Source organism: Bacillus sp. UNCCL81 (assembly GCF_900112535.1).
Classification (GTDB): Bacteria; Bacillota; Bacilli; order Bacillales; family Bacillaceae_G; genus Gottfriedia; species Gottfriedia luciferensis_B.
Genome location: NZ_FOMF01000009.1, coordinates 1 through 20,375, shown reverse-complemented (window position 1 = coordinate 20,375; position 20,375 = coordinate 1). Strand labels below are relative to the sequence as shown.

The 20,375-nt window shown below is 31.9% G+C and carries 22 protein-coding genes, 1 tRNA gene and 1 pseudogene; 17 read left to right on the top strand and 7 right to left on the bottom strand.

What is annotated here, in order from left to right; all coding sequences use genetic code 11:
* The first annotated feature begins 36 nt into the window (after positions 1–36).
* The gene (gene fabI / locus BM319_RS18195; RefSeq protein ID WP_091024015.1) at positions 37–807 is read left to right on the top strand and encodes an enoyl-ACP reductase FabI; all 771 of its coding nucleotides are present in this window, start codon (positions 37–39) and stop codon (positions 805–807) included.
* A gap of 704 nt (positions 808–1,511) precedes the next feature.
* On the opposite strand, the gene BM319_RS18190 is transcribed toward fabI, so the two are convergent.
* Positions 1,512–2,177 (bottom strand): YwrJ family protein, encoded by a 666-nt coding sequence (locus BM319_RS18190; RefSeq protein ID WP_069032998.1) that lies wholly within the window; start codon positions 2,175–2,177, stop codon positions 1,512–1,514.
* A 379-nt stretch (positions 2,178–2,556) separates the two neighbouring features.
* Positions 2,557–3,030: a hypothetical protein gene (locus BM319_RS18185; protein ID WP_069032999.1), complete on the bottom strand. Its 474-nt coding sequence runs from the start codon at positions 3,028–3,030 to the stop codon at positions 2,557–2,559.
* Between the two features lie 242 nt (positions 3,031–3,272).
* Here BM319_RS18185 and BM319_RS18180 point away from each other — a divergent pair, with 242 nt between their 5' ends.
* The gene (locus BM319_RS18180) at positions 3,273–3,812 is read left to right on the top strand and encodes a CotO family spore coat protein (protein WP_091024013.1); all 540 of its coding nucleotides are present in this window, start codon (positions 3,273–3,275) and stop codon (positions 3,810–3,812) included.
* A 61-nt stretch (positions 3,813–3,873) separates the two neighbouring features.
* Here BM319_RS18180 and BM319_RS18175 read toward each other — a convergent pair whose 3' ends face one another.
* Positions 3,874–4,413 (bottom strand): CotY/CotZ family spore coat protein, encoded by a 540-nt coding sequence (locus tag BM319_RS18175; RefSeq protein WP_069033001.1) that lies wholly within the window; start codon positions 4,411–4,413, stop codon positions 3,874–3,876.
* Positions 4,414–4,703: 290 nt separating this feature from the next.
* Here BM319_RS18175 and BM319_RS18170 point away from each other — a divergent pair, with 290 nt between their 5' ends.
* Both BM319_RS18170 and BM319_RS18165 read left to right on the top strand, forming a co-directional pair.
* A complete protein-coding gene (locus tag BM319_RS18170; protein WP_069033048.1) occupies positions 4,704–5,054 on the top strand; it encodes a DUF1360 domain-containing protein in 351 nt (116 codons plus the stop codon).
* Positions 5,055–5,122: 68 nt separating this feature from the next.
* Positions 5,123–5,320 carry a hypothetical protein gene (locus BM319_RS18165; RefSeq protein ID WP_069033002.1) on the top strand — a complete coding sequence of 66 codons (198 nt, stop codon included), beginning with the start codon at positions 5,123–5,125 and terminating at the stop codon, positions 5,318–5,320.
* A 64-nt stretch (positions 5,321–5,384) separates the two neighbouring features.
* On the opposite strand, the gene BM319_RS18160 is transcribed toward BM319_RS18165, so the two are convergent.
* The 4 genes from BM319_RS18160 to BM319_RS18145 all read right to left on the bottom strand — a co-directional run bounded on the left by BM319_RS18160 (position 5,385) and on the right by BM319_RS18145 (position 9,668).
* Positions 5,385–7,676: an ATP-dependent helicase gene (locus tag BM319_RS18160; RefSeq protein WP_091024011.1), complete on the bottom strand. Its 2,292-nt coding sequence runs from the start codon at positions 7,674–7,676 to the stop codon at positions 5,385–5,387.
* 206 nt (positions 7,677–7,882) lie between these two features.
* Positions 7,883–8,314: a GNAT family N-acetyltransferase gene (locus BM319_RS18155; RefSeq protein WP_069033004.1), complete on the bottom strand. Its 432-nt coding sequence runs from the start codon at positions 8,312–8,314 to the stop codon at positions 7,883–7,885.
* Entirely contained in the window at positions 8,311–8,826 is a 516-nt protein-coding gene (locus BM319_RS18150) for a YjcG family protein (RefSeq protein WP_069033005.1), read from the bottom strand. Before BM319_RS18150 ends, BM319_RS18155 begins: the two co-directional genes overlap by 4 nt.
* Positions 8,827–8,939: 113 nt before the next feature.
* Positions 8,940–9,668, bottom strand: coding sequence for an alpha/beta hydrolase (locus tag BM319_RS18145; RefSeq protein WP_069033006.1), 729 nt, complete (start codon positions 9,666–9,668; stop codon positions 8,940–8,942).
* Between the two features lie 117 nt (positions 9,669–9,785).
* On the opposite strand from BM319_RS18145, the gene BM319_RS18140 reads away from it, so the two are divergent.
* From BM319_RS18140 to BM319_RS18080, 13 genes and pseudogenes are all read left to right on the top strand, one after another.
* Complete coding sequence (locus BM319_RS18140; protein WP_069033007.1) at positions 9,786–10,700, top strand: DMT family transporter; 915 nt, start codon at positions 9,786–9,788, stop codon at positions 10,698–10,700.
* Between the two features lie 162 nt (positions 10,701–10,862).
* Entirely contained in the window at positions 10,863–12,179 is a 1,317-nt protein-coding gene (locus BM319_RS18135; RefSeq protein ID WP_069033008.1) for a potassium transporter TrkG, read from the top strand.
* Positions 12,180–12,193: 14 nt separating this feature from the next.
* Positions 12,194–12,850, top strand: coding sequence for a potassium channel family protein (locus BM319_RS18130; RefSeq protein WP_069033009.1), 657 nt, complete (start codon positions 12,194–12,196; stop codon positions 12,848–12,850).
* A gap of 100 nt (positions 12,851–12,950) precedes the next feature.
* Positions 12,951–14,156 carry a DUF6944 family repetitive protein gene (locus tag BM319_RS18125; RefSeq protein WP_091024009.1) on the top strand — a complete coding sequence of 402 codons (1,206 nt, stop codon included), beginning with the start codon at positions 12,951–12,953 and terminating at the stop codon, positions 14,154–14,156.
* A 281-nt stretch (positions 14,157–14,437) separates the two neighbouring features.
* Positions 14,438–14,632 (top strand): hypothetical protein, encoded by a 195-nt coding sequence (locus BM319_RS18120; RefSeq protein WP_069033011.1) that lies wholly within the window; start codon positions 14,438–14,440, stop codon positions 14,630–14,632.
* Between the two features lie 133 nt (positions 14,633–14,765).
* Positions 14,766–14,838, top strand: a tRNA-Val gene (locus tag BM319_RS18115).
* Between the two features lie 418 nt (positions 14,839–15,256).
* Positions 15,257–15,595 (top strand): zinc ribbon domain-containing protein YjdM, encoded by a 339-nt coding sequence (locus BM319_RS18110; protein WP_091024007.1) that lies wholly within the window; start codon positions 15,257–15,259, stop codon positions 15,593–15,595.
* Positions 15,596–15,820: 225 nt separating this feature from the next.
* Positions 15,821–17,562, top strand: a pseudogene (locus BM319_RS18105) (SulP family inorganic anion transporter).
* 133 nt (positions 17,563–17,695) lie between these two features.
* Positions 17,696–18,022: an ArsR/SmtB family transcription factor gene (locus BM319_RS18100; RefSeq protein ID WP_069033014.1), complete on the top strand. Its 327-nt coding sequence runs from the start codon at positions 17,696–17,698 to the stop codon at positions 18,020–18,022.
* 248 nt (positions 18,023–18,270) lie between these two features.
* Entirely contained in the window at positions 18,271–18,471 is a 201-nt protein-coding gene (locus BM319_RS18095; protein WP_069033015.1) for a hypothetical protein, read from the top strand.
* Between the two features lie 257 nt (positions 18,472–18,728).
* Complete coding sequence (locus BM319_RS18090) at positions 18,729–19,301, top strand: hypothetical protein (protein WP_091024005.1); 573 nt, start codon at positions 18,729–18,731, stop codon at positions 19,299–19,301.
* Between the two features lie 426 nt (positions 19,302–19,727).
* The gene (locus BM319_RS18085) at positions 19,728–19,910 is read left to right on the top strand and encodes a hypothetical protein (RefSeq protein WP_069033017.1); all 183 of its coding nucleotides are present in this window, start codon (positions 19,728–19,730) and stop codon (positions 19,908–19,910) included.
* Between the two features lie 77 nt (positions 19,911–19,987).
* Positions 19,988–20,332, top strand: coding sequence for an SdpI family protein (locus tag BM319_RS18080; RefSeq protein WP_091023754.1), 345 nt, complete (start codon positions 19,988–19,990; stop codon positions 20,330–20,332).
* The last annotated feature ends 43 nt before the right edge of the window (positions 20,333–20,375 follow it).

Here is a 20,375-nt window from a genome sequence, read left to right as displayed (position 1 = left end):
TAGTACTAATAACTAATAATAAAGGAGATGAATGATATGATTTCATTGCAAGGAAAAACTTTTGTTGTTATGGGTGTTGCAAACTTCCGTAGTATCGCTTGGGGTATTGCACAATCATTACATAGCGCGGGAGCAAATTTAATTTTTACATACGCAAATGAAAGATTAGAAAAAGGTGTTCGTGAATTAGCTGACTCACTAGAAAATCCTAACAATCTTTTAGTTCAATGTGATGTAACTAGTGATGAAGATTTAGCAAAATGCTTTGCATCAATTAAAGAGCAAGTAGGCACAATTCATGGTGTAGCACACTGTATCGCTTTTGCTAATAAAGAGGACTTAAAAGGTGATTTTGTAGACACAAGCCGTGATGGATACTTATTATCACAAAACATTAGTGCTTACTCATTAGTAGGTGTAGCTCGTGAAGCAAAACCATTAATGGTTGAAGGCGGAAGCATTGTTACGCTAACTTACTTAGGTGGCGAGCGTGTAATGCAAAACTATAACCTAATGGGTGTATCTAAAGCAGCTCTAGAAGCTTCTGTACGCTATTTAGCAAACGATTTAGGGAAATACAATATTCGCGTAAACTCAATCTCTGCAGGACCAATCCGTACGCTTTCTGCAAAAGGAGTAGGTGACTTTAATACAATCTTAAAAGAGATCGAAGAAAAAGCACCATTACGCAGAAACGTAACACAAGAAGAAGTAGGAGATTCTGCTTTATTCTTATTTAGTGACTTAGCAAGAGGTATTACTGGAGAAAACATTCATGTTGATTCAGGATACCATATAATGGGATAAGAATAGTAAGAACAATAGAAGTCTAAATGGCTTCTATTTTTTTGTGTTGATATTACATACTTAGTCATGGGTAAATTTAATAACTCATAAGAGGTTCATGAGTAAGTAAAACAGCGAGAATCTGAAACATAATAACTCATAAGAGGTTCATGAGTAAGTAAAACAGCGAGAATCTGAAACTTAGTAACTCATAAGAGGTTCATGAGTAAGTAAAACAGCGAGAATCTGAAACTTAGTAACTCATAAGGGGTTCATGAGTAAGTAAAACAGCGAGAATCTGAAACTTAGTAACTCATAAGAGGTTCATGAGTAAGTAAAACAGCGAGAATCTGAAACTTAGTAACTCATAAGGGGTTCATGAGTAAGTAAAACAGAAAGAATCTGAAATTTGGTAACTCATAAGGGGTTATAAGTAAGTAAAACAGCCAAAAAAAGAAAATAATATACTCAAATCAAATTGAAACTGATGTTGCTCACTCATCTTGAGATGCGGTAATAGAATGCAACGAGGCACTCAGCTCATGCCCACATCGCCATGAAAAGCGTGCATCCTTCAAAAGAAAATAAGTGTGTTCTTTATATGGGTAAACATTCTGTTGGGGAAATCAACCTGACATTAGTCAAACAAAAAAAAGTGCTTTCTTATGATGACATAAATAGGCACTTTTTTATTGTAAAATGTGGCATTTTAATTTTATTAATTCTTACGGAATAAAAATTGATTTTAAGTGACGAAGACCTACTAATTTGCTTTCTCCTCTAGATGTAGTCAACTCTATGAAATTTGAGTCAATAGAACTCAACTTACCTATATATTCGTAATTTTCTCCACTGTTCATTACGACTAATTCACCAATCAACTTATTTAATTGAACGTCTAACGTGCGTGCTAGAGGGATATTAGAAGGATTAACAGGTAATAAATTATTACTTAACATATAAGGGGTCTTTTCAGTGAGATAAGGGGTTAACCACTTTAAATGCTGTAGGGATATATACATGATTTTATAGATCGGTGAATAGAATACAAAGTAATTATTCATGATGGTTGTAATAAAGCCATGAAAAGAACGATTATTTGAAAGATTAATTTCAACAAAAATCCCTTTGGCAGCAGTTAAGACTTTACGTAAAGATAACTCATCTTTTTCGTGTTCTAGTTCTTGTAGGGAGGGAACAACACCAAATGATTCTTCGAGTGTACTTTCACTAAGATTATGAATATGAAGTAGTGGAATATAAAGGAAATTTTCACCATTGAAAACAACTAATAAATCATTTCCAACTTCAATTAAGATTCCATCAACATTACTGTTACCAGATATTTCAATTGTAACTTGTTTGTTGAGAAAATTTTTGAAACTTGCCATGATTTTCTCCTTTCTTAAAAAGATAAATCATTATGATTCAGACACGTTCATTTCTGAAAAAGGATTTTCAATTTTATTTATATGGGTATATCGATTAGAATGATAGTTTGTCTAAATAAAATCAATCATTTCATTTAAAGGTTGGCAAGATAGATAGTGCCTGTCTTATATGAATGAAAAAGATTATTAAGTTTGAAAACTTTATAGTTGGATCAGTTAGTTCATAACAGCATACTTCCAATGATTTATTGATTACCACTCAAAATTAAGTATAGTTTCAAATTACGTTATAAGGGGTTTACATAATTAGAATGGCATCGAGGGTCAAAGTTTTATAAAAAAAGGGTCGTTTTATTTCATAAAACGACCTTTCTAAACATTATTTTCTTCTTCTTAATGTTTGGCTTGTCGTATTACTTCTTTCGTAAACTTCAAATTTTTCTCCGAAACTTACACTTTTTACATGATAAGTAGCAAGATACACTAGTTCATCGTTAAAAGAAATTTCTACATAATCATGGTTTGCATCAAGAAGAATACCTTCAACTTTGTCGTGGCCACCGCGATTAATTTTTACCCATTGTCTAACTTGAGAATTTAATAAGTCTACAAAACTCTCGTTTGGTAATAATTCAATCGTATTGTACATTTCATCATAAGATAATCTACCTTTTGCAAATGAAGTTACGCTTTTAATATGAGTATAAGGGAAGTAAATTACACCTTCAGCCTCTGTAAAAAGAGCAATATGTGTTTCATATGCACCAAGTAATAAACCTTCTTTAGATTCATGACCTCCTCGACCAATTCTAACTCCTTTACCTACGAATACTGAGAATAACTCTTTATTCACTTTTTCATCGCTCCTTGTTTTTTCTGTGCGGTTACAATGTATTTATATGTGCCCTGTCAATTGTTTGTACTAGGATATTTGTCCAATTTAGATGAATATGTATAAAATTAGTCAAGTGTTGATGGGCATATATTTGGTATTTCAATTAAATTTGTAGATTACTTGATTGAGAAAAAAGTAACATGATAAATATTGTCCGTTCATATAATTTATGAGAGCACACTTACGAGGGAGGAACAACAATGGCAAGAAAAGAGTCTAAAGAGGGTGTAAAGCCATTATTATATATTGCACAGCCTGATTTTCAAGAAGCCAAGTTGAACGTACAACACTCATATGTGGTCAAAGTAAATAATCAGGATCAAAAACAAAAGGATAAAGAATATGTAGCTTCTAAATACGTGGAAGTTGAAGAACTAGATCAATTAGAAGAATTAGATGAATTAGAAGAACTGGAAGATGTTGTAGATTTAGATGAACAAGAAGAGCAACAAGAAGAGCAACAAGAACAAGAAGATCAAGAAGAACAAGTCGAAGCAGACAATACTTGGATGAAAAAACCATTTAAAGCGATGACGAATGAAGAAAAAGTATTATTTATGATAAATAAGCCTCATTATATTCCAAAAGTTGAGTGCCGAATTCGTACAGAAAAAGATTTATATATTGGCTATATTATGGGTTACAACGAAGGAAAGGTTTCAATTAAGGTTTCTTCAAAAATTAATGATGTTGAATTGGATATTCAAAGTATTGTAAGTATTCAAATGGTAGGTATTTAAGGCGTTAAAAAGGTGGTAGATACATGATCTACCACCCATAGTTTTTTAGTTTACATTAAACTTACAGATTTGTAACGTGTACGTCACGTAGGCATTGGATTGCACAGAAGCAATCTAGGTCAACTGTTACACAAGTGTTTGATGCTACAAACATGTCAGAGTCTACTAATTCGCAGAAAGTATTTTGGTTGTTGTTTTTGTTGTCTTTGTTGTCTTTGTTGTTTACTGGAATTAATGCTCTTAACACTGCACAGCAATCTTCATCTACACTTTCAACACGGAAAACAACTGTATCTTGGCAATTGTTCATTTGACCGTTTTTGTTGTTGTTGTTGTTGTTATCATTGCCATCACGATTTTGTGCCATCATCATCATATTATTATGATTAAATGCTGGTACTCTAAATAATTCACCGTTTGCTAAATACAATAGGAAAGGGCGAGTATTTGCAAGTGGTACATTAGGGTTAGCACCTAAGAATGGAACGTCACAACCTGTTGGGCAAGTGTTTGTTGCGCAATCTTGTAGATCATTTATGAATTTTACAACGTCACATACGCAATGGTTTCTTTTTTTGTCGTGGTTGTCTTTGCAACTCATCATTTTCACTCCTTATCACTTTAGATGGATATTACATTACTATGATATTAAGCAGGCGAAAAACGGTTACTGAAGATTTTTGCTTTTTTAGATAAATGGGCTTAGGAGCAAAGTAGTACAGTTTAAGCAGGAAAGACAAAGAAGAGCTTAGATCTGTAATATGTAAATAGGGAGAGAAATAAGAAAAGGAGAGGAGAAGGGTTGGAAGGGATTAGAGGAGCATAAATGTAGGGTAAGGAAGTGAAATTATTTACCCATTGCATCCATATCCCTTGTCCTGCGTACTTAACATGGATATAAGTTGGTTGTTGCTATTCATCTTAATTTTGGCAAGCTTTCGATTGACTCGTTTAGTAGTTCACGATAAAATAACAGCTTTTCTAAGAAGGCCTTTTATTGATGAAATAACGCTTGAAGAGAATGGGATGCCAGTTACTTATACAAAGATTAAAGGAAGTGGAATCCAATACTTTTTTGGTGAGCTATTAAGTTGTACTTGGTGTAGTGGAATTTGGTGTACAGCGTTATTACTATTAATATATGTGTTCTTTCCATATGTGGGTGAGTTCATCATCATTTTGTTAGCTATTGCAGGGGCAGCTGGCGTAATAGAAACGATTGTTAATAGACTGAATTCATAATTTTAGGTAGAACGATTGAAAATTCCTTTCATATACTATTGTGAATAGACTTAATTAGGAGGGAAGATATGTACAATCAAGGTCAGGGTCAAATGACTCCTTTTCAATGGCAACAACTCCAACAACAACAGCAGTACCAAATGCAGCAACAACAAATGCAGCAACAAATGAATCAAGCGAACTATAACCCTTATTACCAAGGAGCTCCGGCGGGCTACGTGAAAAAATCAGGTTGTGGCTGTGGCAGTAGAACAACTAGACGATAATCCATAAAAAAAGGTGAGCATATTTTGCTCACCTTAATTTTTTATACAAGAAAGTTGTTCAATCTCATTTCTTATTAATAAAACGTCGAATTAGTCTTGATGTATTAGCTTTTTTTCCTCTTCTTTTTTGAAGAATCGATAAGTATAATAGCTTTCTAGCTCTTGTACATGCCACATAAAGAAGGCGACGTTCTTCTTCTAGTTGATCTAAGTTACCATTTTTTAAGGATTCTAAAGCATAATCATGAGGGAATCCTCCGTCTACAACCCCTAGAATATAGACATAATCATATTCTAATCCCTTTGAACGGTGAGCTGTTAAAAGCGAAATATTATCTTGTGATGATTGATTTTTTTTCTGCTTATATTCTTTAAATTTAGCAGAAATATGAAATGCGTGTTCAATAAACTCTCGAATTGATTTGAAATTTTTGCTTACGACCTTCAAATCTCTCAAATCATCAGAAGGTCGTTCGATTTTATTAGACTCATTTCCACGCTTTTTAATATAGTCCATAAATGCTGGACTTTCTTCAATTCGCTCAATTGCTTCTAAAGGAGATGCGTGTTTTAAATAACGTAAAATCTTGATCAGGTTTTCAATTTTTTTAATTTGAAATGGTGCTGCACTTTTAATCGTGGTGAATGCTTCTAAGAAAGATAGATTTTGCAATACACTATTCATTTTTGCATCTTGAAATGCTTGTTGTTTTAGGAAAAAGACCGGTAATATTTCTTTCAATGCTGCTTGGTGGTCCTCATCACCTATTAATAGTAAGAAAGAGATCATTTTTCGAATAATAGGTCGATCATAAAATGAATCACCATCTTGGTCGATTGTAAAAGGCAAGCTTGTTCCAATTAATCGCTCAAAAACAGCCCTTGATGCAGTATTTGTGCGATACAAAATAGCAAATTGTCCTGGATTTGCACCGTTATTAATTTTTTCTTTCATATCATTAATAATCATCGTTGCTTCTTCCTCTTCATCGTATGGAAAAAAGAAAGAAGGTACTTGGTCGTAGTCATATTGAGCATGCATTGATTTTACAAAACGGTTTTTATTTGGCTTAATGACTTCGTTTGCCAATGATACAATCCCATGGGTAGAACGATAATTTTCACTTAAATGATAAATTGTAGATCCTTTGAAATGTTCTTTAAAGTCCAAGATAAACCTGGGGTCACTTCCTCTAAACGCATAGATTGACTGGTCATCATCACCAACAGCCGTTATATTTTCTGTATGTTGAAAAAGGATTTTGAGAATATTGAATTGGATTTTATTAATATCTTGGAACTCATCCACTAATAAACACTTAAATCGATTTTGATAATGTAAAAGTAATTCATTATTTTCATTTAGCATTTCAAAGCAACCAAGTAACATATCGTCAAAATCAAATTGCCCATTTTGCTTTTTTAATGATTCATAGCCTTCATAAAGAGAAGCGACCTGTTCTTCCCAAGCATCTTTTGATCGAATCTCATGTGGATAAACACATGAGTTCTTCCATAAGCCAATTTGTTGAATGGCTTGGTCATATGCAAATGACTTTTCATCAATTTCAAGTCGTCGGCCAATTTGCTTTAACATGATCTCCTTTTGAAAATCTGATTTAATTAAACGGCTTGAATCCCATTTTGCTCGATCAAATCGTAAAAGCATTTTATAGAAAATGCTATGGAAGGTACCAATTTCCATCTGTTGAATAGGGTAACCTAGACCTTTCATTCTTTCTTTCATTTCTGCAGATGCTTTTGACGTAAATGTTACAAGCATCATTTCATGAGGAAGTATACCGCTATTCATTAAATGCATTGCTCGAGTTGTTATGACTCGTGTTTTACCACTTCCGGCTCCAGCAAGTACAAGTAAAGGTGAACCGATATGTGTAACAGCATTCCATTGTTGAGAATCTAATGAAATTTGATTGATCACAAATTGATCCGTCTTTTGTTCATTTATTTTATATGGTGGAATATTGTAAAAAGGTAGTCTGTTAATAAATTGATTTTCATCTGTTTTTTCGATTGTAGCTGTATTTGAAATTGAACGCTTAGTAGGTAGTTTAATAATACGATCAGTATTTTCCGTAGTAGAAGGATTATTTTCAAATCTAGCAACCATTTCTTGCTCCAACTCTACGTTATGATTCATACATGCTAGATTTTGCTCTTTGTTTATATGATAAAAATGAGGAATATCATAAATAGTTAATGTGAAATTTAAGTTTTGATGGCAATTAACACATTTAACTTCCCCGCGAATACTGGCTTGATATATTTCCTCATATCTTGATCGAGGGAATTCTGGTAAATAGATTGATTGATTTTGATAGTTTGCAATTTTCATTATTTTCCCCCTTAAAATTAAAGCAGACTCATCTATGTTACCAAAAAGATTTGTGTACGAAAAGTGAATTTTAATGGGAAAAAAGTATCTTTTGATATGTATCGAACTAAATACATTAGTAAGACCGTTGTTTGTTTCATAGCCACGAGTATATTAAAGCCCCATGAAAAAACTATGATTCAATTGAATCATAGTTTTAAGTGTGTTTAATTTAATTTTAGTTTCATTTCTGCGTGTGGAATGCCAGCTTCAAAAAATATTTCGGAAGAGATTTTATAACCTAATTTTTCATAAAAAGGAATTGCAGATTCTTGTGCGTGTAGGACTAATTGATCTAATCCTTTTTCCTTTGCAGTTTTATGAATTAAGTACATAATTTCATTCCCAATTTTTTTTCCTCGATAGCTACTTAACACACAGATTCGCTGAACTTTTCCAGTCGATTCGATTAATCTAAGTCGACCTGCAGCAATCGGTTGTTCTCCATCGTATGAAACAAAATGTATACATTCTTCGTCAAGGCCATCAAACTCTAATTCTCTAGAAATTTGTTGTTCCTCTACAAAAACTTCTACTCTTACTTTAAGAGCGTCTTGTATACTTTCGTCTGTTGCTGCTACTATAGTGCGAATGCTCATTTTTTTGCTCCTAATTTAAATGTTTCATATACTTCCCAAGCACCGTTTTCTAATTGGTAAACTAATTTAAAGTTATCTACTACTTCATTGTAACTAAATTGAATCATGCGTAACTGGCCTAGAATATCAGCAAATTCAGCATCTTGTAATTGCTGACCAATTGTAATATGCGGTACGAATGCATAATCTTTTGTTTCTGGGAAAGCGCCAGTGTGCATTTTTTCATGAAGCTCTTTCAATGCTTCAACAGGTGTAACTTTTAAATAAATGACATTATTAACTGGTGCAAAAGAACTTACTTTATTAATTTCCAATTCAAATGGTTCAATTTGACTCGCAATTTCATTTAATTGTGAAATAATATTTGGAAGTTGATCTTCACTTAGTTCGAATCCACTTCTTAATGTAACATGAGGAGAGATTAACGTATACGCTGGATCAAAACGTTTTCTATACTCATTAGCCTTTTCTTGAACGAAATTAGATGGGAAAAAAACAACGCCACATTTCATAAAAATTACCTCCTGTTTGCGATACTTTATATTTTAATTTGAAAAAATTAACGAAAGAAAAATAACTAATTTTAATTATACCAAATTTTTTGAAAATCGCTAAGTTTCACGAATTATTTTGCTAAACTAATTTTTAATACCTCTTCAAGCTGCTTTTCCCAGTTTGTCCAAGTATGGTCCCCTTCATATTCTTCATAATGTAATTCTACAGGGAAGTTAGCTAAATAATCTTTTAACTGTAAACCACCTTTGACAAAATTAACCCATTGCTTACTTGGTGTAAAAACATTTTCTTCTTGTTTTCCAACAGTTTGAACAATTGAAAGAATTGAATTTAATTTTGTATTCTCTAAAAATTCTATAACATCATCATTCACAAATGGAGATTGCATAACGACTTGTCCAAATGTATTTGGATATGTAAATGCAGCTTGTAATGAAACAGTCCCACCTAATGAATCGCCGATTAATGTCCTGCTATGGGCTAATCCAAGTAAAGGTAAATGATCATCTAAATACGGAAGTAATTCTTCAGCTAAAAAACGAATATAATTTTTTTGACCAGGTTGGGAAGGGTGGTATAGCTTAAAGCGCTCCTCTGGTGAAGAATATGGTATTCCTACAATGATTGTAGGTTGAATTGAACCTTCTTTTGTTAATTTTTCAATTACTCGATGAACTTTTCCTAAATTAAAATAGTCTTGTCCATCTTGAGCGATTAATAAGTGATGTTTTATTAACGGAGTGTACATGCTTGAATAGTATATTGTAAATGTGATTTCTTTTTTTAGGTGTTCACTATATAATGTATGTTCTTCTCTAGTCCCATTTGTTTGAATCATAAAATGTCTCCTCTTCTTTTCCCTAGGATGATATAATTAGATGTTACTTCATACTAAAAATTTAGAAAAGCAAAATGTTTTAAACGCTTACAAAAATAAGTCGAAATGAGGTGAAACATGAGTAAAAAACAACCAAATGCAATGATGTCTTTATTAATTTTGTCCATTATTGCGATTTCAACTTCAGCTATATTAGCTAAATGGACGAAAGCTTCTCCATCTGTTTTAAGCATGTATCGCCTCTGGTTTACATGTATATGGATGCTACCATTTGTATTGAAGCGAAAAAATGAGTTAAAAGCCTTAAAAAAATCGCATTATAAATCATTCGCTTTAGGTGGATTAATGTTAGCTGTCCATTTTATTTTATGGTATGGTTCATTAGTTTTCACTTCAGTGGCGAGCTCAACGATTATATTAGCTCTTCAGCCATTAGTTGCAATGATTCTTGGATTTTTTGTATTTAAAGAGCGAACGTCTATGCAATCTAAAATATGTATGATTATCGCCATTATTGGTGTATGTCTAATAGGATTCGGTGATATCGGCTTAAGTATGTCAGCGTTTAAAGGTGATATTCTTTCATTTTTAAGTGTAATTGCTGCAGTACTCTATTTAATGGTTGGACAAACAACCGTAAAAAATACATCTCATTGGGTGTATAGTTTTTGGGTATTCGCATTTTCAGCTGCATTTTTAACAATCTATAATATCGTAACGATGGATAATTTCTTTGATTACCAATCAAAAGATTGGATCATATTTATTGCATCTGCCATTATTCCTTCATTAGCACATATCATAAATAACTATTTATTAAATTACGTAAATGCTACGACAATATCAATGAGTATACTTGGGGAACCAGTTGGTGCATCTATTTTAGCAGTTTTCCTTCTTCACGAAATGTTATCATCATTTCAGCTAATTGGAGGTACGATCGTAATTGTGAGTGTATTCTTGTACTTATATCAACAACAAAAAGAAGTTACTTCAATACAAGTTAAAACAGATAATTCTACATCAGCTTAGATCAACTAATTAATTTTAAAAATTTCAAAAGCTTTCAAATCATTCATATGGTTTGAAAGTTTTTTTGTTTTTTAACTAAAAATAGGTAGAATAGATAATAGCTATTAGAAAAAAATTCCATAAACTTTTATCCAGCCAATTTAAAGGAGAAAAGAGCTACTTATGAAAAAAAAGAAGAGAAAAGCCAAAAATCCTCTCCATTACATATTTATTTCTTATATCATCATTACATTTTTATTTTCATTCTTATACTTTCTCCCATTTACGCGAATTTCGAATATAAGCTATATAGACAGTTTATTTGTTTCAACAAGTGCAATTAGTGTGACTGGGTTAACAACAGTAAACTTAGTTGAGACCTTTAATGTGTGGGGAAAAATACTATTAATGATCCAAATGGAAATTGGGGCAATCGGAATTGTTGTATTTATTAGCTATGGTTTTATGATACTCGGTATTCGAATTACGATTTCAAATCTATTAGTCGTATCGAAGGATCAAAATCAAAGTAGCATTAAGTCAATAAAAAGATTAAGTTTGTCAGTTTTATATACATCATTATTTTTTCAATTTATAGGTGGACTCTTTTTTTATAGTCAATTTAGAGGGAAATATGACACTGCATTAGAAACCTTATTAGTTACTGCTTTCCATTCAATTGCAAGTTTTACAAATACAGGTTTTGATTTATTTGGGAATAGCTTAATATCGTTTCAAAAAAATAATTTAGTTTTAATTGTAACAGCAGCTTTAATTTTTATAGGTGGATTAGGATATCCGACTATTATGGAGTACATCTATAAATACAAAAAGAAAAAGTCCTTATTTACAAGGGTTAATATGCGCCTACATTTTTCGTTTATGATTCTTGGAACAATTGTATTTTGGCTTTTAGAAAGAGGCCATGCGTTTAAACATTTAAATTTTTTGGATCAACTAACTAATTCATTTTTTTTATCAGTTACGAGTCGAAATGGAGGATATGCACCTCTAGATATTGCCGAACTAACATTACCTGCCATCTTAATACTTTTAGTGCTGATGTATATTGGTGGAGCTTCATCGAGTGCAGCAGGCGGGATTCGGCTAACAACAGTATCGGTCTTAGCCGCTAAGATGTTTTCAGTCATTAAGTCACAGGACGATACAATTATTTTTAGAACAAGTGTAAAGAAAGAGGTTGTTGACCGTGCATTTGTAATTGCGATGAGCTTTATCATTTTAATCACGGTCGCAACCATTATAATTTCGATTTTTGAACCGTTTCAGTTAGATTTAATATTACTAGAAGCCATTTCGGCAATTACAAATACTGGATTGTCATTAGGGATTACAACAAATATTCATAGTGTGTCAAAAATAATATTAATTTTACTAATGTTTATTGGAAGAATTGGGATTTTCACACTGATTTATTTCGTATTTAGAGTCGATAATCAAAAATTAAAATATGTTGAAAAAGATTTAGCAGTTGGGTAAGGAGGAGAGTATATATGCCAAAACAATATTTGGTAATAGGTGCTGGACGTTTTGGGCGAGGAATTGTAAAAGAATTTGATCGGTTAGGTCATGAAGTCGTTGTATGTGATAAAGATAAAAAGACTTTAGAGCAATTAGAAGAGTACACAGAATATGCAGTAATTGGCGATTTACGTGAAGAGTCTATTCTAGAGGATTTAAATGTAAGTCAATTTGACGCAGTATTTGTAGCGATTGGAACGGATTCTTTAGCCTCGATCTTAATTACGAGAAGATTGAAAGAGAGAAAAGTTAAAAGAATTATTTGTAAAGCAAATAATCGTGAAGTTGGTGGGATTTTAGAAAGTATTGGAGCGGATTTAGTTATTTATCCTGAAGAGGAGGCTGGACATAAAGCAGCACGAATGGAAGCGATGAGTGGAATCATCGAATACATTGAAATTACAAAAAACGTTGCAGGTGTTGAAACGGTCATTCCTGAAAAATTGGTTGGTAAAACATTAAGAGAAATGAGTTTTTCGATGAAATATGGCATAACTGTTGTCCTAATCATCCGCGATGGTGAACCGATGGTATCGCAAATTGGAGACGTAGTTTTTCAGAGTGGGGATTTAATTTTTATTGTAGGAGAAAAATCAAAAATAGAATTGTTTAAGAAGAAAGTTGGATAAATATAATTAGGGCTCAATTACAATTACCTATTTGGAACGTTTAAACATTATATTTGAATATACTAATCCTAAATGACTAATCAAGGATTGGTGTATTATAATGAGCCAAGTTATGGAAGTTATTGGAGCATGGGTCAATGCAATTGGAACAATCAGTTCTGCTATTAGTAGTACACCCATGAGAGGATTAAAAGAAGAAAACCGAAAAAGATGGGAGGATATAAGTTTTCATCTTGATTTTGGTGGAAATTCTTTTCAAGCAATCGGAAATTTAATAGAAGCTTTTTTAGGCGAACCTAGTGTAATAGAAGATGCAGGTGAAATTATCCAAGCTTCCGGTAACGTCACTGTATTATTTAGTTTATTAGCTGCTGAAGCAGAGGAAGAAAAAGTAGAAGAAGAAAAAGATGCAGATCGAGCAATAAAATTAAATATTACAGGGAATGCACAACAAGCTTTTGGTGGATTAATTGCTGCCTTAGAAGAAGTCAGTTCAGAGGACTTTGATGTATCTGGTTTTATGGGGAACTTTTTACAAGCTATTGGAAATACATTGCAAGTATTGGGTGGTCTTGTAGAGTTAGAAATAGAAGATTTAAAGGACTATTTAGAAGAAACCGGGCAAGTAGAACAACCTAGCGATTTATCAGATGGAGTGATATTTGACGTACTTCAAGAATATCATGGCAGTGCTCCTGTACCTGAGGCTAGTGAACTATCGGATGGGATTATATTTGATGAAGTACAAGAATACACTGGAAGATTGCCAGAAGAAGAAACCGTTGAACTTACAGATGAAATGGAAGATCATAATGAAAATATACTATCAACCCAATCTAATGAAGAAATATTAAATGAAATAGAATATCTTTTTGGTAGAATACCAGATTACGAACCGATTGAAATGCAAGACGAAACGATTCCAAGTCACCAGGATGGATCCATTTCTAGCGAACAAGGCGGGCCAAGTGATCTGTCAGATGGGGTCATTTTTGATGTACTCCAACAATATGAAGAAGAAACTGAAACAAATCCATTAGTGAAGGAATACGAAGAATTAGCATTACTTTTAAAATACAGTGGAAGTTGGATTCAAGCTGGCGGTTCAATCGTATCCGTTTACTCTGAACAAAAAGAGTTATTTAAGGGGGATGCTGAACAAAAAGAGGAAGAGAAACAAGAACTAGAAGAGAACAAAAACCCTAGAAGAAGAAATAGAAAGAAAAAATCGACGGAAAATAAGGTCGAATCAAATCAAGAGAAAAGCAAAACTTCGAAATATACAGAGATAAAGAAAAAGAGCTAACAAAAATAAGCTATAGTGTTGATGTTAGTTCTAGATACATAGATTATAGAATAAAGCCATTTCTTAAAGGTGCATAAAATGAGCATGTAGAAAGAGAAAGAATACTAGGGTTTTGCAGTGCTTGAATAGTAACAAAGGCAACAAAAAACTAAAATTGAAAACGTTTTTGGAATTTTTGATTACATAATAGGCAAAAAGGAAAATATTAATAATAAAGAGAGTGGACCTTCACTATTTTTGGGTTAAGGAATATTATTATTTAACTATTGGAGAGATTGCCTATGAAAAGTAGAATGATTAAAATCGTTAAAAACTATAAAGTTCAGACATTTGTGTTTGGTGTGGGTGTATTACTTTTGTTCTTAACAATTGTAGTTGGTAGTATTCTATTAAGCAATATACCAAGAGACAAAGATTTGAGATGGAAAGATTTGATGCATACAATAAACGAAATAGAAGCAAAGTCGAATAGATGAGCGTTTTTCAAAATTGAAAAATACATTCTAGTGGACTTATATTCGAAATTTTTTGTTAAATATTGGTTGAAGAGTATTAGACAAAACAGTATAATAGACTTAATAAGAGAGAATTGTATCTCCAATATATTACGATTCCATAGCTCAGCTGGGAGAGCACTACCTTGACAGGGTAGGGGTCGCTGGTTCAAGTCCAGTTGGGATCATAAAGATGAGAAGGCTCAAACCTAAGTATATAAGGGTTTGGGCTTTTTCTTTGTTTTCATCTAATTCCATCTTTTTATTCCTCTTTTAATGTTGAAACATTATCGAATGTAGCACGTTGGCATCCTTCAATTCTATATCCTAGGCCTTACAGAACGATAGAACTCCAATTAGTAGATAATAAATAATTAATATATTAAAATTGAGTTTTTTCATTTTTTACCTCATTAATTTTGATTAGGTAGACTATATTTAAGACGTCTAGTGTCTTTCCTAGTTAAATATATGTTAATTTTTCCAATTTAAAAAAAGTATATTCAAAGATTCAAATATACAAAAATTATATTGTAAAGAATTTTAAATTATGTCAGTATAGAAATAATGATGCTCTAAAAGCAATACTAAAGGAGGGGATAGTTCATGGTCGAACTACCAAATTGTCCAAAATGTAATTCAGGCTATACATATCATGATGGTAATCTATTTGTGTGTCCTGAATGTGGGTATGAATGGACACTGGATATTGAAACTGAAATGGATGATAAGAAAGTTGTAAAAGATGCCAATGGAAATATATTAAATGATGGTGATTCAGTGACTGTCATCAAAGATCTTAAAGTAAAGGGAACTTCTCTTGTTGTTAAAATTGGTACAAAAGTAAAAAGTATCCGTCTTGTTGATGGTGATCATGATATAGATTGCAAAATTGAAGGTTTTGGAGCAATGAAATTAAAATCTGAATTTGTAAAAAAAATATAGATGTTTACTATATAACTCATCACCATTAGTAAAGAACCTTTTTTCGAAAAGGTTCTTTTTTTTCTCTTTTTGTATTTGTTCAATTTATTTTTGTACTATGGAAATTGGAAAATAGTTACAATTTCTAATTGTAAGATTTTGTTTGACGAAAAAGAGATCTGTTATTATGATTATATTAAATATTTGTATATTCAAATAATCAAATATACTAGAAGGTGCGATAAAGTGAAATGGCGAGGGAGAATTGAAAATTATAATAAAGTATCTTTTAGAAAGGATTTAATTTCAGGAATAATAGTTGGAATTATTGCAATTCCTTTAGGAATGGCTTTTGCGATTAGTTCTGGAGTAAAACCAGAGTACGGAATTTATACAACGATTATTGCAGGAGTATTAATTTCAATTTTTGGAGGATCAAAGTTTCAAATAGGGGCCCAACAGGCGCATTTATACCTATACTTTTATCAATTGTAATTCATTATGGTTATGAAAACTTACTTATTGCAGGTTTTTTAGCTGGTGTTATTCTCACATTAATGGGGATCTTTAAAATGGGTTTTCTAATACAGTTTATACCTCGTCCTGTTACCATAGGATTTACAGCAGGGATAGCGGTTATTATCTTTACTGGACAAATTGTTAATTTTTTAGGACTTCAAAATATAACTAAACATGAGGATTTCATATCAAATATGAGTGAAATTGGACTGCATATTTCGACAATAAATATTTATAGTGTAATAACCTCAATCATATGTTTAATTACAGTTATTACAGTTATTAAACTATTCCCAAAAGTCCCCGGATCATTAATTGGTCTAATTTTTTCTAGTTTAATGGCTTACATCTTTTTTAAAGGGGAAGTTCCAACAATCAGGTCCACATTTGGTGATATTCCGAGTAGTATTCCAGTATTTCATTTAATAGAGCTGAATTTTGAAAAAATACGTACACTTATTGGACCAGCCTTTGTTATTGCGATGCTTGGTGGGATCGAATCACTATTATCTGCAGTAGTTGCCGACGGTATGTCAGGTAGCAGACACAATAGTAATAAAGAGTTAATGGGACAAGGGATTGCTAATATGGTTATTCCATTTTTCGGAGGAATTCCAGCTACAGGAGCAATAGCTAGGACTGCTACAAATATAAAGAGTGGAGCTATTTCACCTATCTCGGGAATTATCCATGGTGTTATTGTCCTAATCATATTATTATTGTTTGCACCATTAGCATCACAAATTCCTTTAGCTAGTATGGCCCCAATTTTAATGCTTGTAGCATGGAACATGAGTGAAAGAAAAGAGTTTATTCATATTTTAAAAACTAAATCTAGTGATTCTATTATTTTAATCTTAACTTTTTTACTGACTATTTTTCTAAATTTAACAACAGCCGTTGAGGTTGGTTTAATCATTGCTGTGATTTTATTTGTTAAAAGAATGTCTGAACTTCTGATCGTTAGAAAGGTATTACCTGACCGTTCACGACAGAATCAAAAGTTGATGACATATATGGTTAATGAAAATCATGATTGTCCTCAAATTAGCATTCTCACAATTGAAGGGTCAATTTTCTTTGGAACTGCTAATCTATTTGAAGAAACAATTTTGAAGTTATCATATAACAAACCAAAGTTTTTAATTTTAAGATTTGGAAGGGTTCCTTTTATTGATACAACAGGTGAAGCTAAGTTAGCAAGTATCGTCAAATACCTCAGGGACAATGACAGTGTTGTGTTACTAACTGGTCTTCAATCACAACCAAAAGAATTATTAATTCGTACCAAATTGTATGATGTTATTGGTAAACAAAACTTTTTCGAGCATTCAGGTGAAGCAATTGGCCACGCACTATTAAATATTAATTATAATAAGTGTTTAGGCTGTAAGCACTATGCATTTTTAGAGTGTTCAAGCTTATCCAACTCAAATCTATTAGATTTAAAAGATCAAAAAATGGAGTAGTAGATCAAAATAGAACGGACTCTGTTGAGTAATTATCCTTATAAATTTTATAAAAACATTCTGAATAGGTATAATGATAATAAATATTTTAAAATTAGGATATGGATCTTATAGATAGTTTGGAGGAACACAATTGAATTTAGAACTACAACAATTTAAAGCAGATTTTTTTAAAGCACTAGGTCATCCACTACGAATTCGAATTCTTGAAATTCTAAGTGAAGGCGAGAGGAATGTAAATGAAATACAAAATTTAATCGGAAGTGAAGGGTCAGCTGTATCGCAACAACTTTCAATTTTACGAAATAAAAATATTGTATATGGTACAAAGGAAGGAAATAAAGTTACTTACTCCCTCAGGGATCCAATAATTTCTGAGCTATTAGTAGTTGCACGCCAAATTTTTAATAATCACTTAGTTGATACGATTAGTATGTTAGATAAATTTAAAGAAGAATAATAAAGATGAAAAAATTAGTTATTCATAGAAAGGAATATATTTAATTCTAGATAATTAATAAAATCATTTTTTTGCATAGACCATTATTAGAATAAACTAATCTTCATTGGTCTTTTTTTAATGATTTTACTGACAAAAGATTATGCGGGATTGTTATATAAGGATGTAGGAGAGAAGTAGAAACGACTGATTATGATAATACTACTGCATTAATATAGATGAATACCATAGTAATGGAGCGGTGACGTATGCATTTGAAATTAAAATATGAAATACAAAAACGAGCAGCAGAGAGCGTAAAAGATATAGTAAAAGAGATGAACGGATTATCGGAAGAAGGATTTGTCGACAAGTTCTATCGAGACCCGTATTTTCGTAAAGGTTTTGACACATTAGTAGAATTTTATATACAAGCAAAAAGAGATGTGCATAAAGATGTACAGACGTAATTTCAGAATTTAATAAGTGTTTCTGAGAAATAAATAACAGGTTCGGTAACCCGGAATCACACGACAATGGTAACAAGGTTATCTATTTCCTTAGAGACCCATTGATTATCGAATTACTTTTTGTTGTTCGGTTAATGTTTAACAATTATTTGTTTGATACGATCTCAATGATTGATAAATTCAAAGTTTTTAAGATTTCAAGTGTTTTCTAAGATCAAAACACTCTCTTTTAGTAAAAAAAGAAAGGATTAAAAGTGATGGATACTTATAAAAAGGAACGTCTCATGACAAGAGAAGAACTGATACAGTTTGGACATCAGTATTTAAAGGGCGTTGGTATTTCATCCATATGTAATGTTTGTATAGAAATTGGTGGGTCTTGTTGTAAGTTTTGCGATGAGTTAGAGGAAGGAAAGGGTTGTAAAAATAGAAATACGAGCTGCACGGCATGGTTATGTGGATATTTAAAGTTGATTCTTTATAAGGCAGGATTACTCGATGAATGGGAACGATTTTGGGAGCAAATACCAGGTCAAGCATACAGAATGGATTATACACCAGCAATTGTTTCTATCCAAAAAGAAATAGAAATCCCTAGTATTCAATTATTAAGTGAAGCTTTTGCAAAAGACTTAATTCGTTTGAATGCGAAACATAAAAGTTCAGAAAATATTATCGAACTAAACGATAAATTAGATCGATATATCACAAGATTCTCGATATATACAGATGAAGAAATTTTGGAAAAAGCTAAAAATGAATTAGAAGAATTAATCAGTTGTTTTTATTCTTTCGAGTTTGCTCTTCAATCTAGTAGTAACGAAAAATAATGCACCCTACCTCACAATAAACTATTACATTTTCGATTACACAAAAAATTGCACAGACTTATTCGAAACAATAGAAATATAAGACTTTCAGTGAATAAAATTGCAGTGTTTGCTTTATTTACTGGACTTAAATGAACTAAAATATTCATAATTATTGTATAATACTCGTACTCTGTATTTGACAGGGGAGGGGGCGCTGGTTCAAGTCCAGTTGGGATCATACCTAAACCTCTTGTATATCAAGAGGTTTTTTGTTTTATAACAGTACCTAATTTATAAGGAAACAGTTTTATGGGGCAGGATAGGGGCAGAAATCCTTTATTTATATAAAAGTTAGTATAATTTCTTATGCAGCTAAATGGCAGGTTAGTTCAATAAAAAATCACATAATTATGGTAAAATATACCAAAGAGGTGATGGGAAATTATGAAAAAGAATTATACAGTTTTCTTTTTGTTATTGTTTGTTGCATCTATTGCTGGGGGTATGGCACTTAAAGATTATTTAGATTATTCAATGATTATAGGAGTTGGATTAGCTATGATATTTCTTTTTGCTTCAGTTTATTCTCTCGGAAAAAAGAATAGGGATAATAACTTTAATAACTAAATAGTTTATGCAATTAACGCAGTGCCTTAGTTGTATATCGGTAGGGGTTCATAATTTTACTAAATAGGGGTGAGAAAGTGGATAATATATCTTCATATTTTATCAGTTTATTAATTCCTTTTCTTATGGTTATTATTGGAGTTGTAAATAAAGTAAGGGCTCCCAAAAAAATCAATCATTTTTATGGTTATCGCACTTTTCGTTCTATGGCATCACAAAAAGCTTGGGATCATGCTCAAAAATTGTTAGGTTATTATTCCGTTAGATTTGGCATCTGTAATATTGCGATTGTGATATTACTTTTGTATCTTTTACCTTTTTCAGTGGATGTAGTTACGTTTATTAATATGGGGTTAAGTATAATTTTTTTATTTATTCCTATTTTCTTTATCGAAAAAAATTTAAAGAAAAACTTTCAGTAACATAACTTAGATTTTAAAAGTTCTTATTCAACTAAAGCATGCG